Below are 22,351 nucleotides of genomic sequence, written 5' to 3'. Positions count from 1 at the left end.
TATGCCGATAAATGATAAGACCCCACGCCCGCAGGAATTTGCCGCGGTCGATCTTGGTTCTAACAGTTTCCACATGGTCATCGCCCGTGAGGTGGATGGCGCGTTGCAGATCATCGGTCGTCTGAAGCAGCGTGTACACCTGGCGGACGGTCTTGATGAACGCAGTATGCTTAGCGAAGAGGCAATGGAGCGCGGCTTGAACTGCCTGTCGCTGTTTGCTGAACGCCTGCAGGGCTTCTCGCCTTCCAGCGTGTGCATCGTGGGTACTCACACGCTGCGCCAGGCACTGAACGCGCCTGAATTTCTCAAACGGGCCGAAAAAGTGATCCCCTACCCGATTGAGATCATCTCCGGTAACGAGGAAGCACGTCTGATTTTCATGGGGGTTGAGCACACCCAGCCGGAAAAAGGGCGCAAGCTGGTGATCGACATTGGTGGCGGTTCAACTGAGCTGGTGATCGGCGAAGACTTTGAGCCACGTCTGGTGGAAAGCCGTCGTATGGGCTGCGTCAGCTTCGCGCAGATGTATTTCCCGGGTGGCACCATCACTCGTGAAAATTTCCAGCGGGCGCGTATGGCAGCCATCCAGAAACTGGAAAACCTGGCCTGGCAGTACCGTATTCAGGGCTGGAATGTGGCGCTCGGCGCATCGGGTACTATCAAAGCGGCCCATGAAGTGCTGCTGGCGATGGGCGAGAAAGACGGGTTTATCACGCCTGAACGCCTGACATTGCTGACTGAAGAAGTGCTGAAGCATAAAAGTTTTGACGCCTTGAGCCTGCCGGGTCTTTCTGATGAGCGTAAAGCGGTGTTTGTGCCGGGTCTGGCTATCCTCTGCGGTGTGTTTGATGCACTGGCCATCAAGGAGCTGCGTCTTTCTGACGGCGCCCTGCGTGAAGGTGTGCTGTATGAGATGGAAGGCCGTTTCCGCCATCAGGATATTCGCAGCCGCACTGCACAAAGCCTGGCAAACCAGTACAACATCGATCGTGAGCAGGCAAAGCGTGTGCTGGAAACGACCGTTCAGATGTACGACCAATGGCAGGAACAGAATCCTAAGCTGGCGCATCCACAGCTTGCCGCCCTGCTGAAGTGGGCAGCCATGTTACATGAAGTGGGGCTGAACATTAACCACAGCGGGATGCATCGCCACTCGGCGTATATTCTGCAAAACAGTGATCTGCCAGGCTTCAACCAGGAGCAGCAGACCATGATGGCCACCCTGGTACGTTATCACCGCAAAGCCATCAAGCTTGACGACCTGCCCCGCTTCACACTGTTTAAGAAAAAGCAGTTCCTGCCGCTTATTCAGCTCCTGCGTCTGGGCGTGCTGCTTAATAATCAGCGTCAGGCCACCACCACACCGCCAACACTGAAGCTGAAAACCGACGACCACCACTGGACGCTGAGCTTCCCGCACGACTGGTTTAGCCAGAACGCGCTGGTTCTACTGGACCTGGAAAAAGAGCAGCAGTACTGGGAAGCTGTCACCGGCTGGCTACTCAAAATTGAAGAAGAGAGTGCCGACGTCGCAGCGTAACGGCTCAGGCGTCCACGGGGGACGCCTCTGCCTCCAGCAGTGACTCAAGCGGTGCCGGTCTGCCAATCAGGTATCCCTGCACATAATCAATACCTAGCGCGTGAACCGCGCTACGTATCTCTTCGGTCTCGACATACTCTGCCACCACCAGCATTTTCTTCATTCGCGCCAGATGGCAGATAGACGCCACAATCTGATAATCCAGACTGTTATTAACGATGTTTCGCACAAAACTGCCGTCAATTTTGAGAATATCAGCGTCCACGCTTTTCAGCCGGGCATAGCTTGCATAACCGGTACCGAAATCATCAATGGCAATACATACCCCCATCTTCTGCAACTGCCCGAGGATCTGTTGCGCCTGCTCTGCACTGCCAAACGTACTGCACTCCGTCACCTCGAAGATCAGTTGCCAAGGCTCAATGGTGTATTTCGTCAGCAAACGACTCACCTCAAGCGGGAACTGCACTCTGCAAACGGTTGAAGGGGCCAGATTAATGGCAAAACGCTGACCAGGCAGCTTTTCGCGATGTGCTGCCAGGAAGCGTAGCGTATGGTCCAGCACCCATAAATCTACCCGCGACGACAGACCAAACTCCTGTGCAACAGGCAGGAAGTGTTCAGGAGAGATCAATACCCCGTTTGCATCCTGCATCCGTAACAAGACTTCATGGTAGCGATCGCCCCGCTGGCCACAAACAGGCTGGACTAACAGCGTAAATTCATTGTTATCGAGAGCCCTTTGCAGACGGCTCATCATCGCGACTTTATCCCTCAGACTGCGCTGCAAATGGACAGCACCACGCTGCTGAAGATTTTCCGGATGGTTGGAAGAGAGCGATAAATCCGCAACTACCCCCAGCTCACCCAGGACCAGATAGAGATGGTTCACCGGTGACCGCACATAGCAGTAGCTCACACCCACCTGAGGCTGTAGCGGCATACTATCCCAGACAAAGCGGAACTGTTTGATATGCTCATCCAGGGTTTCAATCCGCTGCTGGTGGGATTCCGCGTTGAGTCGAATCGCCAGGTCGCACCCGGTCAGGTGGTAGACCTTCTCATTGGACTGAAGTTTGTCATTAATCCATTGCGCCAGTTGCTGTTTGTACAAAATGCGCAACAACACGCCGTAATTTCGCCCCAAAATTTCCAGTTCAGGAATACGCAGCAAACAAAGCGCCGACCAGGGGTTTTTAGCCAGATCGTTTAATAACGACCGCAGGTTAGGCATATGTACGACAGGGTCGAGTAGCGCCAGTCTGCGGGAGCGTTGATTCACGGTACGCTGATGCGTCGCCAGCATCGACATGTAAATCACCACAAACGAAAAGACCAGATAGCTGGAAGAGGTGATCGCCAGTTGAATGTCATAACCCTGATGCAACGGGATATAGCGGTAAAAATAGTGAATGGACACCAGCAAGACTGGCGTCCAGATCAGTGACACCAGCTTATAGCCAAAGCGCATTGCGGCCCAGAGCATCACCGGCATCAATAACGACAGAGTGTAGTTAGTGGAAAAAATTGAGCTGTTTTCATTCATGGGGAGCAACAGCAGTGAAAGTAGCCCGCCAAGGGCAAATGCCCAAATCAAAAACTCAGCGACCGTCACCTTTTTCTCTATCTGTATACGGATCTGCGAGATGAGGTTTTTGATGTAACGCGGATGGCGAATCAGACGGATCAGCAGATAACTCAACGGTACCCCCGTCAGCCCGCTGACCAGCAGTGTCTGATAGTTAATGAGCGTACGAATATTAAGGGGGGATAATCCCGCAAGGCTCTGGCGACTCTCATACACACCCAGATAAACCGCAAACTGAAACAGCACCAGAAATAGCGTCGCGGGGCAGAAAACCTGCCAGAAAATGCGCTGCGCCATCAGCCGGGTGTCCCCGTACGCCGTCATATTGCGTCCGGGAGCAAACACCCGGTATCCCCCCCAACTGAGCACTATCGGGACGATAAAATGAAGCATACCGGCGACGGTTTCAAACAGCCCAACCGATGGGTAATAGCGGATAAACAGCGACAACGCGATCCCGGGAAGCGCTTCCAGGCCAAAGAACATCATCAGCGAAAGCAAAAATGAGAGGGGTAAATAATAGAGTGCCACAATACCTTCGCCCAGTTTCGTGAACGTATTCGCGACGCTCAGCACGGGAAGTAAAACCACAGGTAAAATAAGTGGCAATGCCCACCAGCGGTCTTCATTGTTTTTCAGAAAAGCAATAATGTTCATAGATGCCCGGTTAAACCCCTTTCTCTCCAGAGGGAAAATAAAGACAGGCATCCGACCTGACGTGCGAGCCGCCCGGCAACGTGGAGGGCGAACAGTGTGGAGGGAGGATTTTAAATATCAGGACAGGGAATCTGTTGACTTAAATCAAACTACTTTACGCAAACAACCTTTTCTGCCGATTTTTTTGCAATAACTTTCTTCACATTATCAATATGGTAAATGTAATTATTAACTCTAATAACATTAATTAATGTAACTATTGACGGTTATTTACACATTGCAGAATTGACCCCCTCTTCCCGCTGTGCCTTAATATCCCTATCGCCCAAAAGGGCATGTCCAGGAAAAACACAGTGAGTCAGGCCACGCGTATGCGCAAACGACATCGATTTAACACCCGAATGACCCGCATCATACTGCTCATCAGCTTCCTGTTTTTCTTTGGCCGCTTCGTTTATTCCTCTATTGGTGCCTGGTATCACCATCAGGACAAGGTCCAGTCGCAGCAATCCAGCCTGACCGTCGACATGACTGACCGCTGATCCGCCGGATGGTTTTGCACTCTTTGAATAATGCCTGCAATCCCTTTGCTGAGGATCTTATCCTGCAGCCTGGCAAACTGTATCGCACTGTATCCAGAGCGCCGCACTGACAAACGGGTACAAAACGCCGTCTCCGGCAAATATCTCCGATACATAAAAATGGTTTTCTTTCCCTGTCGTCATTCAGAACCGATGAGGAGAGACACCGATGATTCGTCGATACACACTTTTACCCCTACTTGCTCTGGCTTCCGTCGCATATGTCCAGGCCGCCCCTCTGGACAACCTCAGCGCAGCTGACGTTAACGGTCCCGCCGCCGTTGCGCCGCTGGAACACCCGCAACTGCCCGCAAAACTGATCGTCGATCCACCCCTTGCTGGTCCGCTGAGCAAAGGCGCGGTGTTTATTCAGTATCGGGCCGAAAACCTGCGCATTGAACCGGTATTTGGACCCGACGCGCTGAAAGTCACTCCGCGTATCGGCCACATTCATGTTGTGGTGGATGACGCCCCCTGGCACTGGGCGGACACCAGCGGTGAACCGGTGATTCTGGTGGGACTGCCCGCAGGAAAACACAAGGTGACCATTATTCTGGCCGACCCAACGCATAAGCCTCTTGACCATAAAACCCTTGAATTCACCGTGCCAGCGCATGCGCCGGTCCACCATTTCTGAGGAGCCTGAAGATGAAAGCATTATCGTTACTGACAGCGGGTTTGCTGGCGATTTCGGCCAGTGCTTTGGCGGAGAGTAAAACCAGCGTGGTGCTGGTGCATGGCGCGTTTGCCGACGGTAGCAGCTGGAATAAGGTGATTACTCTTTTGCAAAAACAACACACCGAGGTTATAGCCGTCCAGTTGCCGCTCACATCGCTAAAAGATGACGTAGCGGCCACGCAGCGAGCTATCGCCCGCGCACACGGGAATGTGGTGCTGGTGGGCCACTCCTGGGGAGGTACCGTGATTAGCGAAGCAGGCAACGATGCGCGGGTAAAATCGCTGGTGTATGTGGCGGCGTTCGCGCCGGAGTCCGGTCAGTCAACGGCAGAACTGGCGAATACCTACCCCGCTCCGCCGGGCAGTAAGGGCATTGCCCAAACGACGGACGGTTATTTATACCTGCCGACAGAAGCGGTCAGGAAGGACTTCGCGCCTGACGTGAAGCCAGCCATTCAAGATACGATTGCAGCCACGCAGGGGCCAATCAAGGCTGATGCGTTTGGGGAAAAGATAACCCACGCGGCGTGGCATGAAAAACCCAGTTGGTTTGTAGTCAGCAAAAATGACCGGATGATCAACCCCGATCTGGAACGTGCGATGGCGAAGGCGATCCATGCGAAAACCGCCGAGGTGGCAGCAAGCCACGTGTCGATGGTCAGCCAGCCGGAGGCTATCGCCCGGACGATTGAGCAGGCGAGGCAGATGCACTGAGAAAAATTCGCCCGGCGGCGCTACGCTTGCACGGGCCTACGATTTCGTAGGTCGGGTAAGCGCAGCGCCACCCGACAAGAAAGGCCGTCTCAGTCCCCCCTCTCTGCAGGATAATCCCGATTAATCCACGCGTGATCTTCTTCCCAGGTGAACATCCATTTGCGCACCGGGCCGGCCATCACGTTGAGGTAATAGCTGTCATACCCGGCCATTGTCGCCACCGGGTGATAGCCCTTCGGCACCATCACCACGTCACGGTTATAGACCGCCATACACTCATCCAGCGTTCTGTCGTCGGTGTAAACACGCTGCATGCAGAATCCCTGTTCCGGGTTGAGACGATGGTAATAGGTCTCTTCCAGATAAGTCTCCTGCGGCGGGTTATCCGTGTCGTGCTTATGGCTCGGGTACGAGCTGGTACAGCCTTCGTTGGTCCAGACCTCCACCACCAGCAAGCTGTCGGCGGGTTTGTCTTCCGGCAGGATGTTATGCACGTAGCGCTGGTTGTGACCTTTGCCGCGCGCTACGCCGTCGATATCCTGGGGGGCAATCAGCCGCGTCGGATGCGTCCCTTTGCCCGGTGCGGCGCAGACCGCCAGCTCTACTTTCGTTAGCGCCTTTACCTGCACCGTCTCCTGGGAGGTGACGTACACCGCCCAGGGTTTAATGCGCTCGAACGGGCTCATCCGCTCGCCGATGTCAGTAAACTGTGCAGAAGGCGTGCTGATGGAAGCGCGCCCGGCGACCAGCACCAGACAGCGCTCTTCACTGACAGCGGGCAGCGTCAGCTGCTGCCCTTCCTGAAGTTCATAGACCTCAAAGCCAACATATCCCCATCCGGCGCTTTCCGGCGTGACAGACTGAGTCCGCCCCTCAGCGTTCGGCTGTTGCCAGCGTGATAACAGACGTGACATGTCACCTCCTCAGATAAGCCCGGCGTCGCGCGCCAGGCGGCTCAGATTGTTATATCCCAGACGGGCGTAGGTCAGCGGATGGGCGATCGCCGGGTCCTGTTCCGCCTCCACCACCAGCCAGCCGTGATAATCCTGCGTTTTCAGCAGTTGCATGATCGGCGGGTAGTTCACGCAGCCGTCACCCGGCACGGTAAACACGCCGCTCAGCACCGCATCGAGGAAACTGGTTTTACGATTTTTGACATCCGCCAGCACGTCGGCACGCACATCTTTGCAGTGAACATGATTGATGCGCGATGCCCAACGCTGCGCCACCGCCAGCGGATCGGCCCCGGCAAAGGTCAGGTGGCCAGTATCCAGCAGTAAACCCACTTCCTCACCCGTGTGGAGCATCAGGTTGTCCACGTCTTCAGCGGACTCAATCACCGTGCCCATATGATGGTGGTAGGCAATCTGTACCCCCTGTTGCTGCGTATAGCGGGCGAACGCCGTGAGCTTCTCGCCATACTCTTTCCAGCGTTCCTGCGGGAAACGTGGGCGCAGGTGAACCGGCGTCTGCTGCTCACCGTGAATACAGCCACTCACCTCCGCAAAAACCAGTACTTTTGCACCCAGCTCTCGCAGCAACGTCAGATGTGACTGCACAGCAGCAATCTCGTCCTCTACACTGCGTTCCAGCAGGCGACCGGAATACCAGCCGGAGACCAGCTGCAGGTCATGGCTCTGCAAAATGGGGCCGAGCAGGCGCGCTTCGCGCGGGAATTTATTACCCAGTTCAAAACCCGCGAATCCGGCCAACTTCCCTTCGCTCAGGCAGGTTTCCAGAGATGTCTCCGCGCCCAGTGAAGGCAGATCGTCGTTCGTCCACGTCAGCGGGTTGATGCCCAGTTGTACACTCATTGTCGTCTCCATTATGCGTGTCCGCGCTCGCGCCACCAGGCGATAAGCTGCAGGTAGTTGTCCCGGATGCGCGCCACCAGTTGCGCATCATCAATATCGTGTTTCAGCCATGCGCGGGAGGCATCGCCAAACAGCGTACGTCCTACGGCGAAGCCTTTTACCAGCGCCTGTCCCGATGCGGCTTTGAAGTCGGCACGCAGTTGCTCTGCCGGAGCATCCAGACCGAGGATCACCACCCCACGACAGTGCGGGTCCCGGCGCTCAATAATCTCGCTTAATGCCGTCCAGCCGTCGGCGGAGAGCGGCGGCAGTTTCCACCAGTCGGGGTAAATGCCGAGGTTGTAAAAGCGGGAGATGGCGCGCAGATAAAGTTCGTCACTGCGCGGCATAGTGGCGGGCAATATCACCTCCAGCAGCAGCTCGTGTCCGGACTGGCAGCAGGCGTGGTACACCTCGGCGATTTTCTGCTCCTGCTCCAGACGCAGGCCGTGGGCATCTTCCGGATGGAAAAAGACCAGGCACTTCACCACGTGCTCCTGCGGCCAGCTGATAAGCTGGGTGCCAATGTTGCCGTGCTCCATCTCCAGCGGACGCGAGCCCGGCAGTTCAATGGGACGACCAATCCACCACCCTTCCCCGGTAATGGCGTTCAGCGCATCCTGACCAAACGTGCCATCGCACAGCAGACCGGCTTTCCCCTCCAGCCCGGCAGAGCTTGCCGCCTCGCGGCTGGCCTGCAGGATCAGCTGTTTCAGCGCCGGAATGCGCTTAAGCGACGCGCCGCACTGCAGCGCCATATCTTCCAGCTGGCTGCGGTGATCGAACGCCATCACGCACAGCTCCGGCCATTCGCGGCGGCGGGTAGTCACCCGGTGCAGATGGTTAAGACGCGGGTCGAGATCCGGGCGCGGAACGAGCGCGGCGCGGGAGAGGTAATCATCCAGCTCGATTTTGCTCGGCATCGCCGGTGCACAGCCGTGGCGCGAGACCACCAGCGCCCCACAGGCGTTGGCGTAGCGGCACGCCTGCTCCCAGCCCTCGTCGTTCAGGTAACCGCGCAGCAGGCCGGACATAAACGCATCCCCCGCGCCGAGGACGTTCAGCACCTCCACACGCACGCCGGTCACCGTCAGGCCGTCGTCCAGATGAGGTGGAATGGCATCGGTATACACCGAGCAGCCCAGCGCGCCGCGCTTGCAAACCAGTGTCGCCTTGCTGACGTGGCGCACCTGCGCCAGCGCCTGCAACGTATCGGTGCTGCCCCCCGCAATGTGAAACTCCTCTTCGGTGCCGACAATAACGTCGAAGAGGTGTAGCACCTCCTGCAGCTCGCGGGTCACCTGATCAGCAGCGATAAAGCGCGTTTCGCCGTCGCCTAAAGAGGTTAGCCCCCACAGCACCGGACGGTAGTCGATGTCCAGCACCGTGCGCACGCCGTGACGGCGGGCGTAATTCAGCGCCGTCAGCACCGCCTCACGGGTCTGCGGGTGAGAAAGGTGAGTCCCGGTGATGGCAAGACACCGTGCGGAGGCAATGTAGCTTTCGTCCACATCGCTGGCGGTAATCGCCATATCCGCGCAGTTATCGCGATAAAAAATCAGAGGAAAGGTGTCCCGGTCTTTAATGCCGAGTAGCACCAGCGCCGTGAGGCGTTCTTTATCGGTGATCAGATGGCTGGTATCGCAGCCCACCTGGTTTAACTCTTCCCGCAGGAAGCGCCCCATATGTTCATCGCCAACGCGCGCCAGCATTGACGAGCGTAAGCCCTGACGCGCGGTGCCGTACGCCACGTTGCCGGACGAGCCGCCGAGATATTTGGCGAAGCTCGACACATCCTCCAGACGGGCACCAATCTGCTGGCTGTAGAGGTCTACCGCCACGCGGCCCATGCATATCACATCAAACTGCTTTTCCACGTTGAACCCTCTTCAGACAATGTCATTCACGTTCAGCCAGCGGCCTTGCTGGTGTGAGAGTGCGATGGCGTCCAGCACGCGCGAGACCTTCCAGCCCTCTTCGAAGTCCGGCCACATCGGTGCGTCGGTGGCGATGCCGTCTACCAGGTCACGCACTTCCACCGTTTTTTGATCGTTAAAGCCGATACCATGACCTGCGCCCATGCAAAACGCGCCGTAGTCCGGGTGTGCCGGGCCGACCAGTAATGTACGGAACCCCTGACGATTAACCGGATCGTCATGCAGATAGAGCTTCAGCTCCGCCATTCGCTCCTGGGTGAAACTGATGGCGCCTTTCGTCCCGGTGATCACATACGACAGCCCCATCTTGCGGCCGCAGGCAACGCGGGAAGTTTCAATAACGCCCTGCGCCCCGCCCGCGAAGCGCACCATCGCGTGGGCCTGATCTTCATTTTCCACGGCGACCATTTCCGACGATCCGGCCTTCGCCGGACGTGCCGGCACCACAATTTTCAGATCACCACAGACCTGCTCAATCTCCCCCACCAGGTACTGGGCCATATTGACGATATGCGCCGCCAGGTCACCCAGAGCGCCCAGTCCGGCGGTCTCTTTAAAACAGTGCCAGTGAATGGGGGAAAGCGGGTCGGCCATATAATCTTCGTTGTGGGTGCCGTAGAAGTGGATCACCTCACCAATTTCGCCGCGCGCAATAATCTCTTTCGCCAGCTGCGCCGTCGGGTTTTTCATGTAGTTGAAACCCACCAGGGTTTTCACCCCTGCCCGCTTCGAGGCGTCGACCATCTCACGCGCGTCGTGGGCATTCAGCGCCAGCGGCTTCTCCGAGTAAACATGTTTGCCGTGACGGATCGCCTCCAGCGCCATCTCTTTATGCAGATGGTTGGGGGAGCAAATATCCACCACATCAATGGCCGGGTCGGCCACCAGCGCCCGCCAGTCCCCGGTTGAGCGATTGAAGCCAAACGCCTGCGCGCGTTCTGCCGCCAGCGTCGGGTTCACCTCAGCCACCATCTCGCGCACCAGTTTGCCACGCAGGTTGAACACCGTCGGGGCCTGGGCATAGGCAATGGCATGCGCCTTGCCGATATACCCGGTGCCAATCAATCCAATACGAACCTCTTTCATCGTGATCCTCACAGTGCGCCGCGACGGCTCTTGGCATAGGTGTCGAATGCCACCGCCAGAACGATAATTAACCCGGTGATAATTTGCTGGTAGTAGGCCGAGACGTTCATCAGTACCAGGCCATTAATCAGAATACCCATGATGATGGAGCCGATAATGGTGCCGCCGATGCGTCCATAGCCCCCCATCAACGACGTGCCGCCAATGACCACCGAGGCAATAACACGCAGCTCAAAGGAGATCCCGGCCACCGCCTCAGCGCTCCCCAGACGGGCGCTCAGGATGAAACCCGCCAGTCCCGCCAGACAGCCAATCAGCACGTAGACGCTGACCAGCACGCGCTTCACGTTCACCCCCGCCAGGCGTGCCGCCTCCGGGTTGCCACCGATGGCGTAGACAAAGCGCCCCCAGCGGGTTTTATGCAGCGCCAGATAACCACCGATGGCGACAATGGCGAAGATCCAGATCGGAATGGAGATACCGAGCAACTCCCCACGCCCCCACCAGCGATAACCCTGATCGAAACCGGCTATCGGTGCGCCGTCGTTAATCACCAGTGTCAGGCCGCGCCAGATGGTCATCCCACCGAGAGTGACGATGAACGGCGGCAGGCGCAGGCGGGTGACGCCCAGACCGTGCAGGAAGCCGATCGCCGTGCCCATGGCCAGACAAATCCCCAGCCCAATCAGCCAGCTCATACCGCCCCAGGCGTTCGGGTCGACGGTGGTGAAGTTGTCGCCTTTGATCACGTACGCCGCGGTCATGGCGCACACCGCCAGAATAGAGCCCACAGAGAGGTCGATCCCGGCAGTCAGAATGACAAAGGTCATCCCCACGGCCATGATCCCGTAGATGGAGACTTCGGTCAGGATGTTGAAAATATTGCGTTCAGAGAAAAAATTGCTGTTCTGCGACTGGAAGAAGATCAGCAGCAGGATCATGAAAATCAGTACCCCGAAGCGCTCGAAGAAGGCGATGGGATCGATGCGTCCGGCGCGTTTGACCGGGGCCTGCGTTTTAGAAATCATCTGCGTCATGAGAAACTCCGTTATGCCGCGTTCAGGGCGTTGTGGTTGATGGCCATCATCGTCATCAGCCGTTCTTCGTTAGCGTCGTCACCGTGGATCTCGCCAGTTACCCGGCCTTCACTGAGGGTGATGATCCGGTCAGACACCGCCATCACTTCAGGCAGATCGGAGGAGATCACAATCACCGCCACGCCCTTTTTCGCCATATCAAACAGCACCTGGTGCACTTCCGATTTGGTCCCCACGTCGATGCCACGTGTCGGCTCATCGACAATCAGCACCCGCGGGTTGAGCGCCATGCAGCGTGCGAGGATCACTTTCTGCTGGTTGCCGCCTGAGAGCTTGCGCACCTCCTGCGCGCTGTTGACCATTTTGATCTGCAGCGCCTGGCGGTAGGACTCAATCAGGTCGTCCTCTTTGCGGGTATTCACGAACCAGCGCCACTGCAGCAACGAGGAGAGGCAGGAGAGCGACAGGTTGTCGCGAATCGACAGCCCCAGCACCGCCCCCTCTTTTTTACGGTCTTCCGGAACCAGCGCCACCCCCTGATCGAGGGCATACAGCGGGTCGCGTGGCTGGTACGGCACGCCGTCCAGCTCAAAGCTCCCCGAGGTAAAGGCGTCAGCGCCAAACAAGCAGCGCGCCACCTCGGTACGACCAGCTCCCACCAGCCCGGCAATCCCTAAGACTTCCCCGGCGTGGACGTGGAAACTGATGTCATGCAGAGCGATGCCATGCGGATCCAGCGGCGGCTTTTCCCGGCTTAACCCCTTCACCGACAAACGGACAGGTTTGTCTTCATGGTGGGTTTCGCTGGCAGGGCGGCGGTTAAAGGCCACATCACGCCCTACCATCAGGCGGATCAACTGCTCTACGTTGGTCTCCGCTACCGCGCCGGTGCCGGTGAAACGGCCATCCTGGAAAACGGTGAAACGATCGCAAAGCTGGAAAACTTCATGCAGGCGGTGAGTGACATAAATAATGCTCACGCCACGGTTTTTAAGCTCCCGCACCACGCGGTGCAGGCTTTCCACCTCGCTGTCACTCAGGGCGGCGGAGGGTTCATCCATGATGATCAGCCTGGCATTGAGGGTCAGCGCCCGGGCAATCTCCACCATCTGCTGCTGGGCCACGCTCAGACGGGCGACGGGCGTGGTCGGTGCGACATTCAGTTGCAGATAATCGAGAATCACCTGCGCTTCCTGATTGACCGCTTTTTCGTCGACGATCAGGTTACGTTTGCGCGGTTCGCGTCCGAGAAACATGTTTTCCGCGACGGTCATGTTGGGCAGCAGGTTGAATTCCTGATAGATGGTGATAATGCCCTTGTTCTGCCGTTCTACCGGGGAGTCGTCCACCGGCAACGTTTCGCCGTTGAACCAGATATCCCCACGCGTTTGCGGCTGTGCGCCCGCGAGTGCCTTCAACAGCGTGGATTTCCCGGCGCCGTTCTCGCCCAGCAAAGCGTGAATTTCACCCGTGCCGACGGTGAGCTGAGCGCTGCTCAGCGCCCATACGCCGGAAAAGCTTTTTGCCAGGTCGGTTACTTTCAGTAAGGGTTGCGACATCAGCCTGCTCCTTATTTATGGGGAGCCGCCCGTACGGCGGCTCCGGACAAATCAGTTACCGGCCTCAGCAATACGCTCAGCCTGTTGCAGGTTCTCTTTGGTGATCAGCGTCGGCGGATAGTCCGCCCCGGTGATGGCTTTTTTCTCACGCACGTTAGCCACCAGCTGGCTCATCGCCGTGGTCACCGCAAATCCCGGACGCTGATCCGCCGTAACCGCCAGCCAGCCGTCGCGCACGCGGGCCAGTGCTTCCGGTACCGCATCAAAGCCGGTCACCAAAATTTCGCCCGGCTTCACACCCTGACTCTGCAGCGCCTCAATCGCCCCCAGCGCCATATCATCGTTGGCGGAGAGGATCACCTGCGGACGTTTTGGCAGCGACGGCAGAACGCTTTCGACAATGCGCATCCCTTCCGAACGCATCCAGTTGCCGGTCTGATCGGCGACGATCTTGTACTTATCCCCGCCCGCCTTCAGGCTGTCGCGGATCCCTTTGGTGCGTTCAATGTTGGAGGAGGAGCCCGGTTGACCGGTCAACAGAATGATCTCCGCGCCGTTGGGGAATTTGGTTTTGACGAAGTCGCCAATCGCCTGGCCGCCCTTGTAGTTGTTGGCGCCAAAGTGTGGCACTTTTTTCTGGCTATCGACGGAGCGATCAAGCGTTACAACCGGCAGCTTCGCATCCTGAATTTCATCTACCGCACTGGAAACCGCGTTCACATCGTTCGGGGAGACGATAAAGCCCTGCGCACCACGGGTGATGGCGTTTTCCAGGTCAGCCACCTGCTTCGGTGAGCTGCCCTGCCCGTCCAGTACCTGAAGTTTCACGCCCATCTCTTTTGCGGCTTTTACCGCCGTGCGCTGCATGTGAACTTCAAACGGCATGGCCAGGTTTGGCGTACTGAAAACAATTTGCTCGTTTTCGGCTATGGCGGCCCCGGATGTCATGGCGATGAGGGCGGCTAAGATCAGTTTTTTCATTATTATGTCTCTCTGTGTAGGGTTGTTGTGTTTAGAGGACGATCTCGCGCTGGCAACGCAGTGATTCCAGCGCTTTATCCGCGAGGTACAGCGCACGTTCACCATCATCGCCGCTGCAATCAGGTACCGCTTCGCCGCGCAGGACCGCAACAAAGTGTTCCCATTCCGCGGCGTAAGCGGATTTGTAGCGTTGCAGGAAGAAGTGTTCCGGCAGCGCGCTGGTGCAACCCTGTTTGCCGTAGTGCTGCACCTGGTTTTCAAGGATATTGCCCGCGCACAGCAGTCCTTCGGAACCGTGCAGTTCCAGGCGCTGGTCGTAGCCGTATGAAGAGCGGCGACTGTTGACGATGGTCGCCATCGCGCCGGAGGCATATTTCAGAACGATAAACGCGGTGTCGATATCTCCTGCTTCGCCAATTGCCGGATCCACCAGATTGCTGCCCTGGGCATACACCGACACCGGCTCTTCACCCATGATGAAGCGTGCCATGTCAAAGTCATGAATGGTCATATCGCGGAACATGCCGCCGGAAACGCGTACGTACTCCGCAGGCGGTGGAGACGGATCGCGGGAGATGATCAGCAGTGATTCTGGTTTGCCGATACGCCCGGCCTGAGCGTCGGTTTTCACGCGACGGAACTGCGGATCAAAGCGGCGGTTAAAACCGATAAACAGCGGCACGTCATACTCTTTGACCACTTTCAGGCAGTCGCGTACGCGGGCAAGATCAAGGTGTACCGGTTTTTCACAGAAGATGGCTTTGCCGTGACGGGCGGCCATTTCAATCAGATCCGCGTGGGTGTCGGTCGCGGAGGCGATCAGTACGGCATGAACGTTCGGGTCGGTCATCGCCTCATCCAGGCTCTGCTGACGCGCCTGATATTGCGTGGCGAGACGCGTGGCGAATTCCTGGTTCGGGTCAACCACAGACCAGAGCGTGGTCGCACTGTGGCTGGCGATGTTAGCTGCATGTACCTGGCCAATTCGGCCAGCGCCCAGTAAAGCAATGTTAAACATAACGGCTCCCGGTGTTGGTGAATGCTGTGAACTAACGACACTATAAATAAAACATTTATTTCATTTTTATAAATAGTGAAAATTATGTTTTTGAGTGCGGGTTAACACTTTTGAGATGTATGAGATAAATTTTGTTATCAATCTCACAACATGGAAGAAGGTATGCCCCTTCATTACAAAGGGACGAGGGAGTAACAACCGCACCGTACCGTCCCCTCTCCCTGTGGGGAGAGGGTCAGGGTGAGGGGAAAAAGAAAAATGAAATGAAAATTTCGTTACGGCAGGAAAACTCAATACTGACGGGCTTTTTTCACCTGAGCCTGTGTTTGCTCGGCGGCCTGGCGCACCGCTGATGACTCTGCCACCTGCGCGTCGCCGGTTCGCCACCATGACGCGTAATCATGGGTCATCGTTTTCGGCAGCACTTTGATGTCGAGGAGCGTCGGCCCCGGGTGGGCGCGCGAGGCTTCCAGCGCTGCCAACAGGCTATGCTCGTCATGAACTCGCCATGCGCGACAGCCGTAGCTTTCCGCGTTTTGCGCAAAATCAACCTTCACCAGTGGCCCGTCAAGCCGACCCGTTTTCGGATTACGGTAGCGGTTTTCCGTGCCAAAACTCCCCATTCCGTGCCCCATCTGCAGGTTGTTAATGCAGCCGAAGCTGGCGTTATCAAACAGCAGAATGGTGACCTTAATGCCCTCCTGTACGGCGGTTTGCAGCTCTGAGTGCAGCATCATGTACGAACCATCGCCTACCATGGCGTACACCGGCTGCTGAGGTTTTGCCAGCTTCGCGCCAATGGCCGCTGCGACCTCATACCCCATGCAGGAGTAACCGTACTCCAGGTGGTAACTGTCCGGCGTTTTAACCTGCCAGAGGCGTTGCAAATCCCCTGGCAGCGATCCGGCCGCCCCCACCACAATAGCGTTATCTTCAATATGCTGATTAATGAGCCCCAACACCCGCGTCTGAGTCAGATGCGTGTTGAGCGTTTCACCGTATTCCATGAGCTGTGCATCAATGTGCCCCGCCACTTCGGGAGCGTCGTCAGGATGCCACTGGCGATCCCACAGGCGACGGCATTCGTCGCGCCAGGCGGATTTCGCCTGGGCAATCGCCTCCCCCCAGCCACTGCGATAATCTTTCAGTGTGTGGGTCAACGCTGTCAGCCCGATTTGGGCATCGGCAATCAGCGCGGTGGCATCCAGCTTCAGGGCGTCAAACTCGGCCACGTTCAGCAACAGGAACTCGACGTCCGGATGGGAAAAGAGCGCCTTGGAGCCGGTGGTAAAATCAGTAAGACGCGTGCCGATGCCAATTACTAAGTCAGCCTGCGGCGCAAGCTGGTTGGCAGCCATTCCGCCCGTCACACCGACGCCCCCCAGATTAAGCGGGTGATCGCTTACCAGCGCCCCCTTTCCGGCCTGAGTTTCGGCAAACGGCAGTTGCAGTGTTTCAACAAATTCCTGTAACGCCTCATGCGCACCGGAGTAACGCACGCCACCGCCGCATACCACTAGCGGACGGCGCTTGCGGGTAATCAGCGCCTGAGCCTGCGCCAGTCGCTGCGGGTCAGGTGGACGGCGTTCAATATGATGCACCCGACGCGCAAAGAAACTCAGGGGGTAATCCCAGGCTTCTCCCTGCACATCCTGAGGTAAGCAAATGGTCACCGCCCCTGTATTTGCGGGGTCAGTAAGCGTTCGCATCGCGCTTAACATCGCGCTCATGAGCTGTTCAGGACGGTTGATGCGGTCCCAGTAGCGGGAGACCGGGCGGAAGCAGTCGTTGGTACTGATGCTGAGATCGTGATACTGCTCGATCTGCTGCAACACCGGGTCAGGCTGGCGACTGGCGTAGATATCGCCCGGCAACAGCAGGAGCGGAATACGGTTCGCCGTGGCCGTCGCGGCCGCCGTCACCATATTGGCAGCACCTGGCCCAACGGATGAGGTGACGGCAAAAATACGCTGGCGGCGATGCTGTTTGGCGAATCCCGTCGCCATATGGGCAATCCCCTGCTCGTTACAGCCCTGCATCACCTGCAGATGGCCGGGATCCTGCTCCAGCGCCTGGCCGATACCGAGCACGTTACCGTGCCCAAAGATCGTTGCTACGCCCTCCACAAAGGGCGTTTCGTTACCATCAACGCTAACGTATTGTTGATTAAGGAATCTGACCAGCGCCTGGGCCATGGTCATACGTTCGGTTTGCATAAAACCCCCTGTCAGCCCAGCGTCGGCATGGAGAACGCAGCGCCTGTCTCCTGCTGCATTTCCGGCCAGCGTGCAGTGATGGTTTTCATTCGGGTGTAGAAACGCACGCCATCGTTCCCGTGAACATTGAGCGCACCAAAGATGGAACGCTTCCAGCCACCGAAACTGTGGAATGCCATTGGCACCGGGATCGGCACGTTGACCCCCACCATGCCCGCCTGCACCTCTTCACAGAAGCGGCGCGCGCAGCCACCGTCACGGGTGAAAATAGCCGAGCCATTACCATATTCGTGGCGGTTAATCAGATCCACCGCGCTGGCGTAATCTGCTACGCGTACCACAGAAAGCACCGGGCCGAAAATTTCTTCTTTATAGATGGTCATCTCCGGGGTGACGTTATCGAACAGCGTCGGCCCAACGAAATAGCCCTGCTCGTGCCCCTTCACGCTAAAGCCACGCCCGTCCACGCGCAGGTTCGCCCCCTGAGCTTCGCCACTGTCGATATAGCCCAACACTTTGCTGCGGTGCGCGGCGGAGATCAGCGGCCCCATCTCGTTTTCTGGCGTCTGGTCCAGACCCGGTCCGACGCGCAGCGCGGCGATCTGTTTTTCCAGCCGGGTGCAGAGGTCATCGGCGGTTTTATCGCCCACGGCCAGCACCACGGAGAGCGCCATGCAGCGCTCCCCCGCCGCCCCAAAAGCCGCGCCCATGATGGCGTTCGTCGCCATATCCATGTCAGCATCTGGCATTAAAATGCAGTGGTTTTTCGCGCCGCCTAGCGCCTGACAACGCTTACCGTGGGCGGACGCGGTCTGGTAAATGTATTCGGCAATCGGCGTTGAGCCGACAAAACTAACGGCCTGCACGCGCGGGTCGGTCAGGAGCACATCAACGGACTCTTTATCCCCCTGCACCACGTTGAACACGCCATCCGGCAGGCCAGCCTCTTTCAGCAGTTTCGCCAGCGCGAGCGCCAGAGAGGGATCTTTTTCCGACGGTTTCAGCACGAAGGTGTTACCTGTCGCCAGCGCAATCGGGAACATCCACATTGGTACCATCGCCGGGAAGTTAAACGGCGTGATCCCGGCGCAGACCCCAAGCGGCTGCATCAGCGAGTGGCTGTCGACGCCCGTGCCGACGTTCGCAGAGTGTTCACCTTTTTGCAGATGCGGGATGCCGCAGGCGAATTCCACGACTTCCAGGCCACGGGTCAGTTCACCTACTGCGTCTGAGAAAACCTTACCGTGTTCTTCACTGATGATACGGGCCAGACGCTCCATATTCTCTTCAAGCAACGCTTTGAAGCGGAACATCACACGCGCGCGCTTGAGTGGAGCAAAACGTGCCCACGCGGGAAACGCTTGCTGTGCTGCGGCAATCGCCTGTTCGGTTTCCTGTGCCGTGCTCATCACCACCTGGCGGATTTGTTCACCAGTGGCCGGGTTGAAGATCGCCTGAACGCGCTGGCCTGAACCGGTGACACATTCGCCGTGAATAAAATTCGCTACCGTCTCCATCCTTAACCTCTCGCTGTTGATACGTGACTGTTACCTGAACGTTGTGTACTGAACACTATATATGAAACAAACATTCCATTTTAAGTTGAAATAAAATAAATGATGATTATTGTGATCAAGGATGGATTTTTATGTTAACAGCCAACATCACTGACTCAGCCTGAGCTATTAAGGGATTTCGGGCGAGGAAATGACTGAAGCTTCTGTTTCATTTTTGCTGCCAGATGGATGGCCGACATTTAAAAGACGCGGTTTTGCGTTTAGAATCATATGACTGTATTTGGGGGATAACATGACGACAGCAACCAGCCTGAACGAACTGCAGCAGCAAATCCGCGATCGCTACGATAGCCTGAGCAAGAGGCTGCAGCAGGTTTCCCGCTATGTGCTTGATAACACCAACAGCGTGGCCTTTGATACGGTTGCTGTCATTGCCGAGCGCGCCGACGTACCACCGTCGACGCTCATCCGCTTCGCCAACGCCTTTGACTTCACCGGTTTCAACGAGATGAAACAGCTGTTTCGCATGAACCTGGTGGAGGAGACCGCCAGCTACAGCGACCGCGCCCGGCTGTTCCGCGAAATGGAGAGCGAGGCCGTACCGGAAACACCGCTCGATATCCTGCAGGAATTCGCCCGCTCGAATGCGCAGGCGTTACAGCAGCTGGCCGCCCGCGCCGAACCAGAAATGCTGGAGCGCGCCGTGCAGTTGTTGGCCGATGCCGACACCATCTACATCGCCGGTTTACGCCGTTCCTTCAGCGTCGCGGCCTATCTGACCTATGCCCTGAGCCATCTGGAGTGCCAACCGATTCTGCTCGACGGGATGGGTGGCATGCTGCGCGAGCAGATCAGCCGCATTAAGGCGCGTGACATTGTGGTGTCGATCAGCTTCTCGCCGTACGCGGAAGAGACAGTGATGGTCAGCGAAACCGCCGCCAGCGTTGGCGCACGACAGATTGTGATTACGGATAGCCAGATCAGCCCGCTGGCGACGTTCAGCGATCTCTGTTTTGTGGTGAAAGAGGCGCAGGTGGATGCGTTCCGCTCCCAGTCAGCAACGCTGTGCCTGGTGCAGTCGCTGGTGGTGGCGCTGGCGTACAGGTTGGGAAGTGGGGACAAATAGTCTGCATTGCCCTTTTGCCGGCCGGGAACGGCACTGCCGCCCCCCGGCATTTTGGTCAGTTCTTTATTTCAGTACACTCCGGATAGTCTACGGATGAGAGAGCACTCAGGCGTTGCCCCGTAATCTGCAGAACGCGCAGTAGAAGCATAATGCCGCGACGGGTATCTGGATCGTTCAGCATCGAGAACACCTGCCGAAGCGAAACATCCCCTTCCCGGTTAATTTGCTCCCCCCATGCCATGCGTAGTGCAGTTCCGCCTTCCCAGCCGACAGTCACAACATCTTCAAAAACGCCGGCCAGTTTTTCGACCATCGCGTTATCGGTCATTTCAAGCAGGTCCGCCACCAGGGCGAGTAAATCAACAAGATTATTCAGGCGATTGCCGGCCATAAGCGGAGCAAGATTTTTCAGCAATTGTTCCTGTTCGCTCATCAGAACATCCCCCTCACGACACCCCAATACAGTCCACGGTTAAAACCGTTTCGCAGCATGCCACCGAGTTTTGTCGCAGGCACCGGCGTCACATCATTGCGATAGTCATATACCAGCGGCATCCCTGCCCAGAGCCCCATCTGCGCGACGGCCTGAACCCGGCCATCGTAATGATTACCGCTTCCGGGTGGTCTGCCATACAGTTCCGCCACAATATTGTCGACAATGATCGGGGCCTGGTTATGGCACGACCCGCCAGCTTTACTGATCGGGAGATCGACGGTATCGCCGATCACATAAACGCCTTCTAACCCGTAGACGCCCAGCGTTTGGTGATCCGTCGGCAACCAGCCTTCTCCATTCTGAATCTCACTGAGCCCCGTATTACGCACCGCTTCTACCGCCCTGATGGGAGGCGTGGCCATCAGGATGTCGAAGTTCTGCGAATCGCCCTCGGCGGAATACGCGATTTTGCTGTCAGGATCGACATGACTTAAGGTAAAACCGCGCTGGTGCTTTATACCTTTGGCAGCAAAAATATCCCCCAGCGCCTCCCCAACCGGACGTTGCAGGAACAGACAGTTTCGCAGTAATTGCGCTACGGTCGGATAGGTATAAACAATCTCAACCTGATTACGTACGCCACGCTGACGCAGATAGTCGTCAACCATCAGAGTGGTCTCGATGGGGGCGATCCCACACTGGTGGGGCACATTCGGGGTTTCCGGGAAAGAGACGGTGATAAAGATTCGCCCCTTTTTAATGGTGGCGAGTTTATGGGCTAATTGCCTGGCCGCCGCGTATTGGTAAAAATGATCGCCCACTTCAGCAAGGCCAGGGATTTTTTGTGGGAAAGGTGTGCAGCCAGTAGCAATAACCAGCAGGTCCCAGTCGTAGTGTTTCTTACTGGCGCTGTATAAGCGACGTTGTTTAAAATCGAAAGATTCTATTTTATCGGTAATAAATTGAATTTCCGGACTCAGTAATTGCCGCTCAGGCCGGGCCAGCTCATGGTGATGAAAGAGGTTAAACGCGACGTACATAAACGCGGGTTTGTAGTAGTGCACCGGTGATTCGGATATCAGCATCAGTTCTACCTGACCGGCGGCAATTTCGCGTCGTAATTTCCTGGCCAGCAGGTTGGCGACAATCGTCCCTCCCGTGCCGCCACCGACAATCATTATGCGGTTTTTCATTCCGTTATTCGCTCATGGTAGTGAATGGGAATTCACGTAACCAGACCGCTTCACTGTTACGCTCAGCTAAAGCGTAGTAACAGAGCAATATTCCGCAATGCAATCCTTAATGAAATATTTAATTTCGGAAATAACGCCATCATTTAAAATATACGCTGCAAAATATAATTTATATCCCTATAACGTAGCCTCTGACTGTGATCTCTTTTGCATCATTATTATTCACCAAAGAGCAGCTTTGTGTACTTTTTAGAAACCGCCCCGGAGCGCTGACCATTGGCGCCATAATAGCGATCTTCACGGCACAACCTTTCCTTCACATCACAGAAAATGCCGTTGGCAAAGGTGAATTCGGTCAGATCGACATCGCTCGATGTGAACACCTCGTTTGCAGCAGCCTTCTTGCCGAGATACTTCTCGGTCAGCTCACGGGAAATTCCCTTGTCATTGGCGCATACATATCGGTCGCAGAGCACGCCTGACACTGGGGAATGGAGTTTGGCCGGGGTCCTGGCCTGAGCAGACATGGCGGACACAGCCAGCAGCGCGGCTACAGAGCATGAGAGTATTGTCTTGTTCAAGATGATAACCTCCGTTGGTTAATGAGTGTCGGATTTGTACCGGGATGCTTACA

19 protein-coding genes are annotated in these 22,351 nt (G+C 56.7%); 5 read left to right on the top strand and 14 right to left on the bottom strand.

Annotated elements, in window-relative coordinates; all coding sequences use genetic code 11:
• Position 1 precedes the first annotated feature (1 nt).
• Positions 2-1,540 carry an exopolyphosphatase gene (gene ppx, locus HED65_RS03985; RefSeq protein WP_114977538.1) on the top strand — a complete coding sequence of 513 codons (1,539 nt, stop codon included), beginning with the start codon at positions 2-4 and terminating at the stop codon, positions 1,538-1,540.
• 4 nt (positions 1,541-1,544) lie between these two features.
• Here ppx and HED65_RS03980 read toward each other — a convergent pair whose 3' ends face one another.
• Positions 1,545-3,785, bottom strand: a complete 2,241-nt coding sequence (locus HED65_RS03980; RefSeq protein ID WP_114977537.1) for an EAL domain-containing protein — start codon at positions 3,783-3,785, stop codon at positions 1,545-1,547.
• Positions 3,786-4,138: 353 nt separating this feature from the next.
• On the opposite strand from HED65_RS03980, the gene HED65_RS03975 reads away from it, so the two are divergent.
• The 3 genes from HED65_RS03975 (at position 4,139) to HED65_RS03965 (ending at position 5,758) form a co-directional block, all read left to right on the top strand.
• Positions 4,139-4,327 (top strand): YfgG family protein, encoded by a 189-nt coding sequence (locus tag HED65_RS03975; RefSeq protein WP_114977535.1) that lies wholly within the window; start codon positions 4,139-4,141, stop codon positions 4,325-4,327.
• Positions 4,328-4,535: 208 nt separating this feature from the next.
• Positions 4,536-5,003, top strand: coding sequence for a DUF6130 family protein (locus HED65_RS03970; RefSeq protein WP_114977534.1), 468 nt, complete (start codon positions 4,536-4,538; stop codon positions 5,001-5,003).
• Positions 5,004-5,014: 11 nt separating this feature from the next.
• Positions 5,015-5,758 (top strand): alpha/beta fold hydrolase, encoded by a 744-nt coding sequence (locus HED65_RS03965; protein ID WP_114977533.1) that lies wholly within the window; start codon positions 5,015-5,017, stop codon positions 5,756-5,758.
• Positions 5,759-5,847: 89 nt separating this feature from the next.
• On the opposite strand, the gene iolB is transcribed toward HED65_RS03965, so the two are convergent.
• The 10 genes from iolB to HED65_RS03915 form a co-directional block, all read right to left on the bottom strand.
• Entirely contained in the window at positions 5,848-6,672 is an 825-nt protein-coding gene (gene iolB, locus HED65_RS03960) for a 5-deoxy-glucuronate isomerase (protein ID WP_114977532.1), read from the bottom strand.
• A gap of 9 nt (positions 6,673-6,681) precedes the next feature.
• A complete protein-coding gene (gene iolE / locus HED65_RS03955) occupies positions 6,682-7,572 on the bottom strand; it encodes a myo-inosose-2 dehydratase (protein WP_114977531.1) in 891 nt (296 codons plus the stop codon).
• An 11-nt stretch (positions 7,573-7,583) separates the two neighbouring features.
• Complete coding sequence (locus HED65_RS03950; RefSeq protein WP_114977530.1) at positions 7,584-9,488, bottom strand: bifunctional 5-dehydro-2-deoxygluconokinase/5-dehydro-2-deoxyphosphogluconate aldolase; 1,905 nt, start codon at positions 9,486-9,488, stop codon at positions 7,584-7,586.
• Positions 9,489-9,500: 12 nt separating this feature from the next.
• Complete coding sequence (locus HED65_RS03945) at positions 9,501-10,634, bottom strand: Gfo/Idh/MocA family protein (protein ID WP_114977529.1); 1,134 nt, start codon at positions 10,632-10,634, stop codon at positions 9,501-9,503.
• Between the two features lie 8 nt (positions 10,635-10,642).
• A complete protein-coding gene (locus HED65_RS03940; protein ID WP_049005552.1) occupies positions 10,643-11,671 on the bottom strand; it encodes an ABC transporter permease in 1,029 nt (342 codons plus the stop codon).
• 11 nt (positions 11,672-11,682) lie between these two features.
• Entirely contained in the window at positions 11,683-13,230 is a 1,548-nt protein-coding gene (locus HED65_RS03935; RefSeq protein ID WP_114977528.1) for a sugar ABC transporter ATP-binding protein, read from the bottom strand.
• 51 nt (positions 13,231-13,281) lie between these two features.
• Positions 13,282-14,211, bottom strand: coding sequence for a sugar ABC transporter substrate-binding protein (locus tag HED65_RS03930; protein ID WP_114977527.1), 930 nt, complete (start codon positions 14,209-14,211; stop codon positions 13,282-13,284).
• A 31-nt stretch (positions 14,212-14,242) separates the two neighbouring features.
• Complete coding sequence (gene iolG / locus HED65_RS03925; protein ID WP_028016110.1) at positions 14,243-15,229, bottom strand: inositol 2-dehydrogenase; 987 nt, start codon at positions 15,227-15,229, stop codon at positions 14,243-14,245.
• Between the two features lie 290 nt (positions 15,230-15,519).
• Positions 15,520-17,445, bottom strand: coding sequence for a 3D-(3,5/4)-trihydroxycyclohexane-1,2-dione acylhydrolase (decyclizing) (gene iolD, locus HED65_RS03920; RefSeq protein ID WP_114977526.1), 1,926 nt, complete (start codon positions 17,443-17,445; stop codon positions 15,520-15,522).
• A gap of 11 nt (positions 17,446-17,456) precedes the next feature.
• Positions 17,457-18,962 (bottom strand): CoA-acylating methylmalonate-semialdehyde dehydrogenase, encoded by a 1,506-nt coding sequence (locus HED65_RS03915; protein WP_114977525.1) that lies wholly within the window; start codon positions 18,960-18,962, stop codon positions 17,457-17,459.
• A 292-nt stretch (positions 18,963-19,254) separates the two neighbouring features.
• Here HED65_RS03915 and HED65_RS03910 point away from each other — a divergent pair, with 292 nt between their 5' ends.
• A complete protein-coding gene (locus HED65_RS03910; protein WP_114977524.1) occupies positions 19,255-20,088 on the top strand; it encodes a MurR/RpiR family transcriptional regulator in 834 nt (277 codons plus the stop codon).
• Between the two features lie 55 nt (positions 20,089-20,143).
• On the opposite strand, the gene HED65_RS03905 is transcribed toward HED65_RS03910, so the two are convergent.
• The 3 genes from HED65_RS03905 to HED65_RS03895 all read right to left on the bottom strand — a co-directional run bounded on the left by HED65_RS03905 (position 20,144) and on the right by HED65_RS03895 (position 22,298).
• On the bottom strand, positions 20,144-20,521 hold the full coding sequence (locus tag HED65_RS03905) for a helical membrane plugin domain-containing protein (protein ID WP_028016106.1): 378 nt from the start codon (positions 20,519-20,521) through the stop codon (positions 20,144-20,146).
• Complete coding sequence (locus HED65_RS03900; protein ID WP_114977523.1) at positions 20,521-21,717, bottom strand: NAD(P)/FAD-dependent oxidoreductase; 1,197 nt, start codon at positions 21,715-21,717, stop codon at positions 20,521-20,523. The genes HED65_RS03905 and HED65_RS03900 overlap by 1 nt, the downstream gene beginning before the upstream one ends.
• Before the next feature lie 218 nt (positions 21,718-21,935).
• Positions 21,936-22,298, bottom strand: a complete 363-nt coding sequence (locus HED65_RS03895; protein WP_032666651.1) for a YcgJ family protein — start codon at positions 22,296-22,298, stop codon at positions 21,936-21,938.
• Between the last annotated feature and the right edge of the window lie 53 nt (positions 22,299-22,351).

This window comes from Pantoea sp. LS15, from assembly GCF_012241585.1.
Taxonomy (GTDB): Bacteria; Pseudomonadota; Gammaproteobacteria; order Enterobacterales; family Enterobacteriaceae; genus Enterobacter.
Note: the sequence above shows the minus strand (reverse complement) of the source record. Positions and strands in the feature narration are given on the sequence as shown.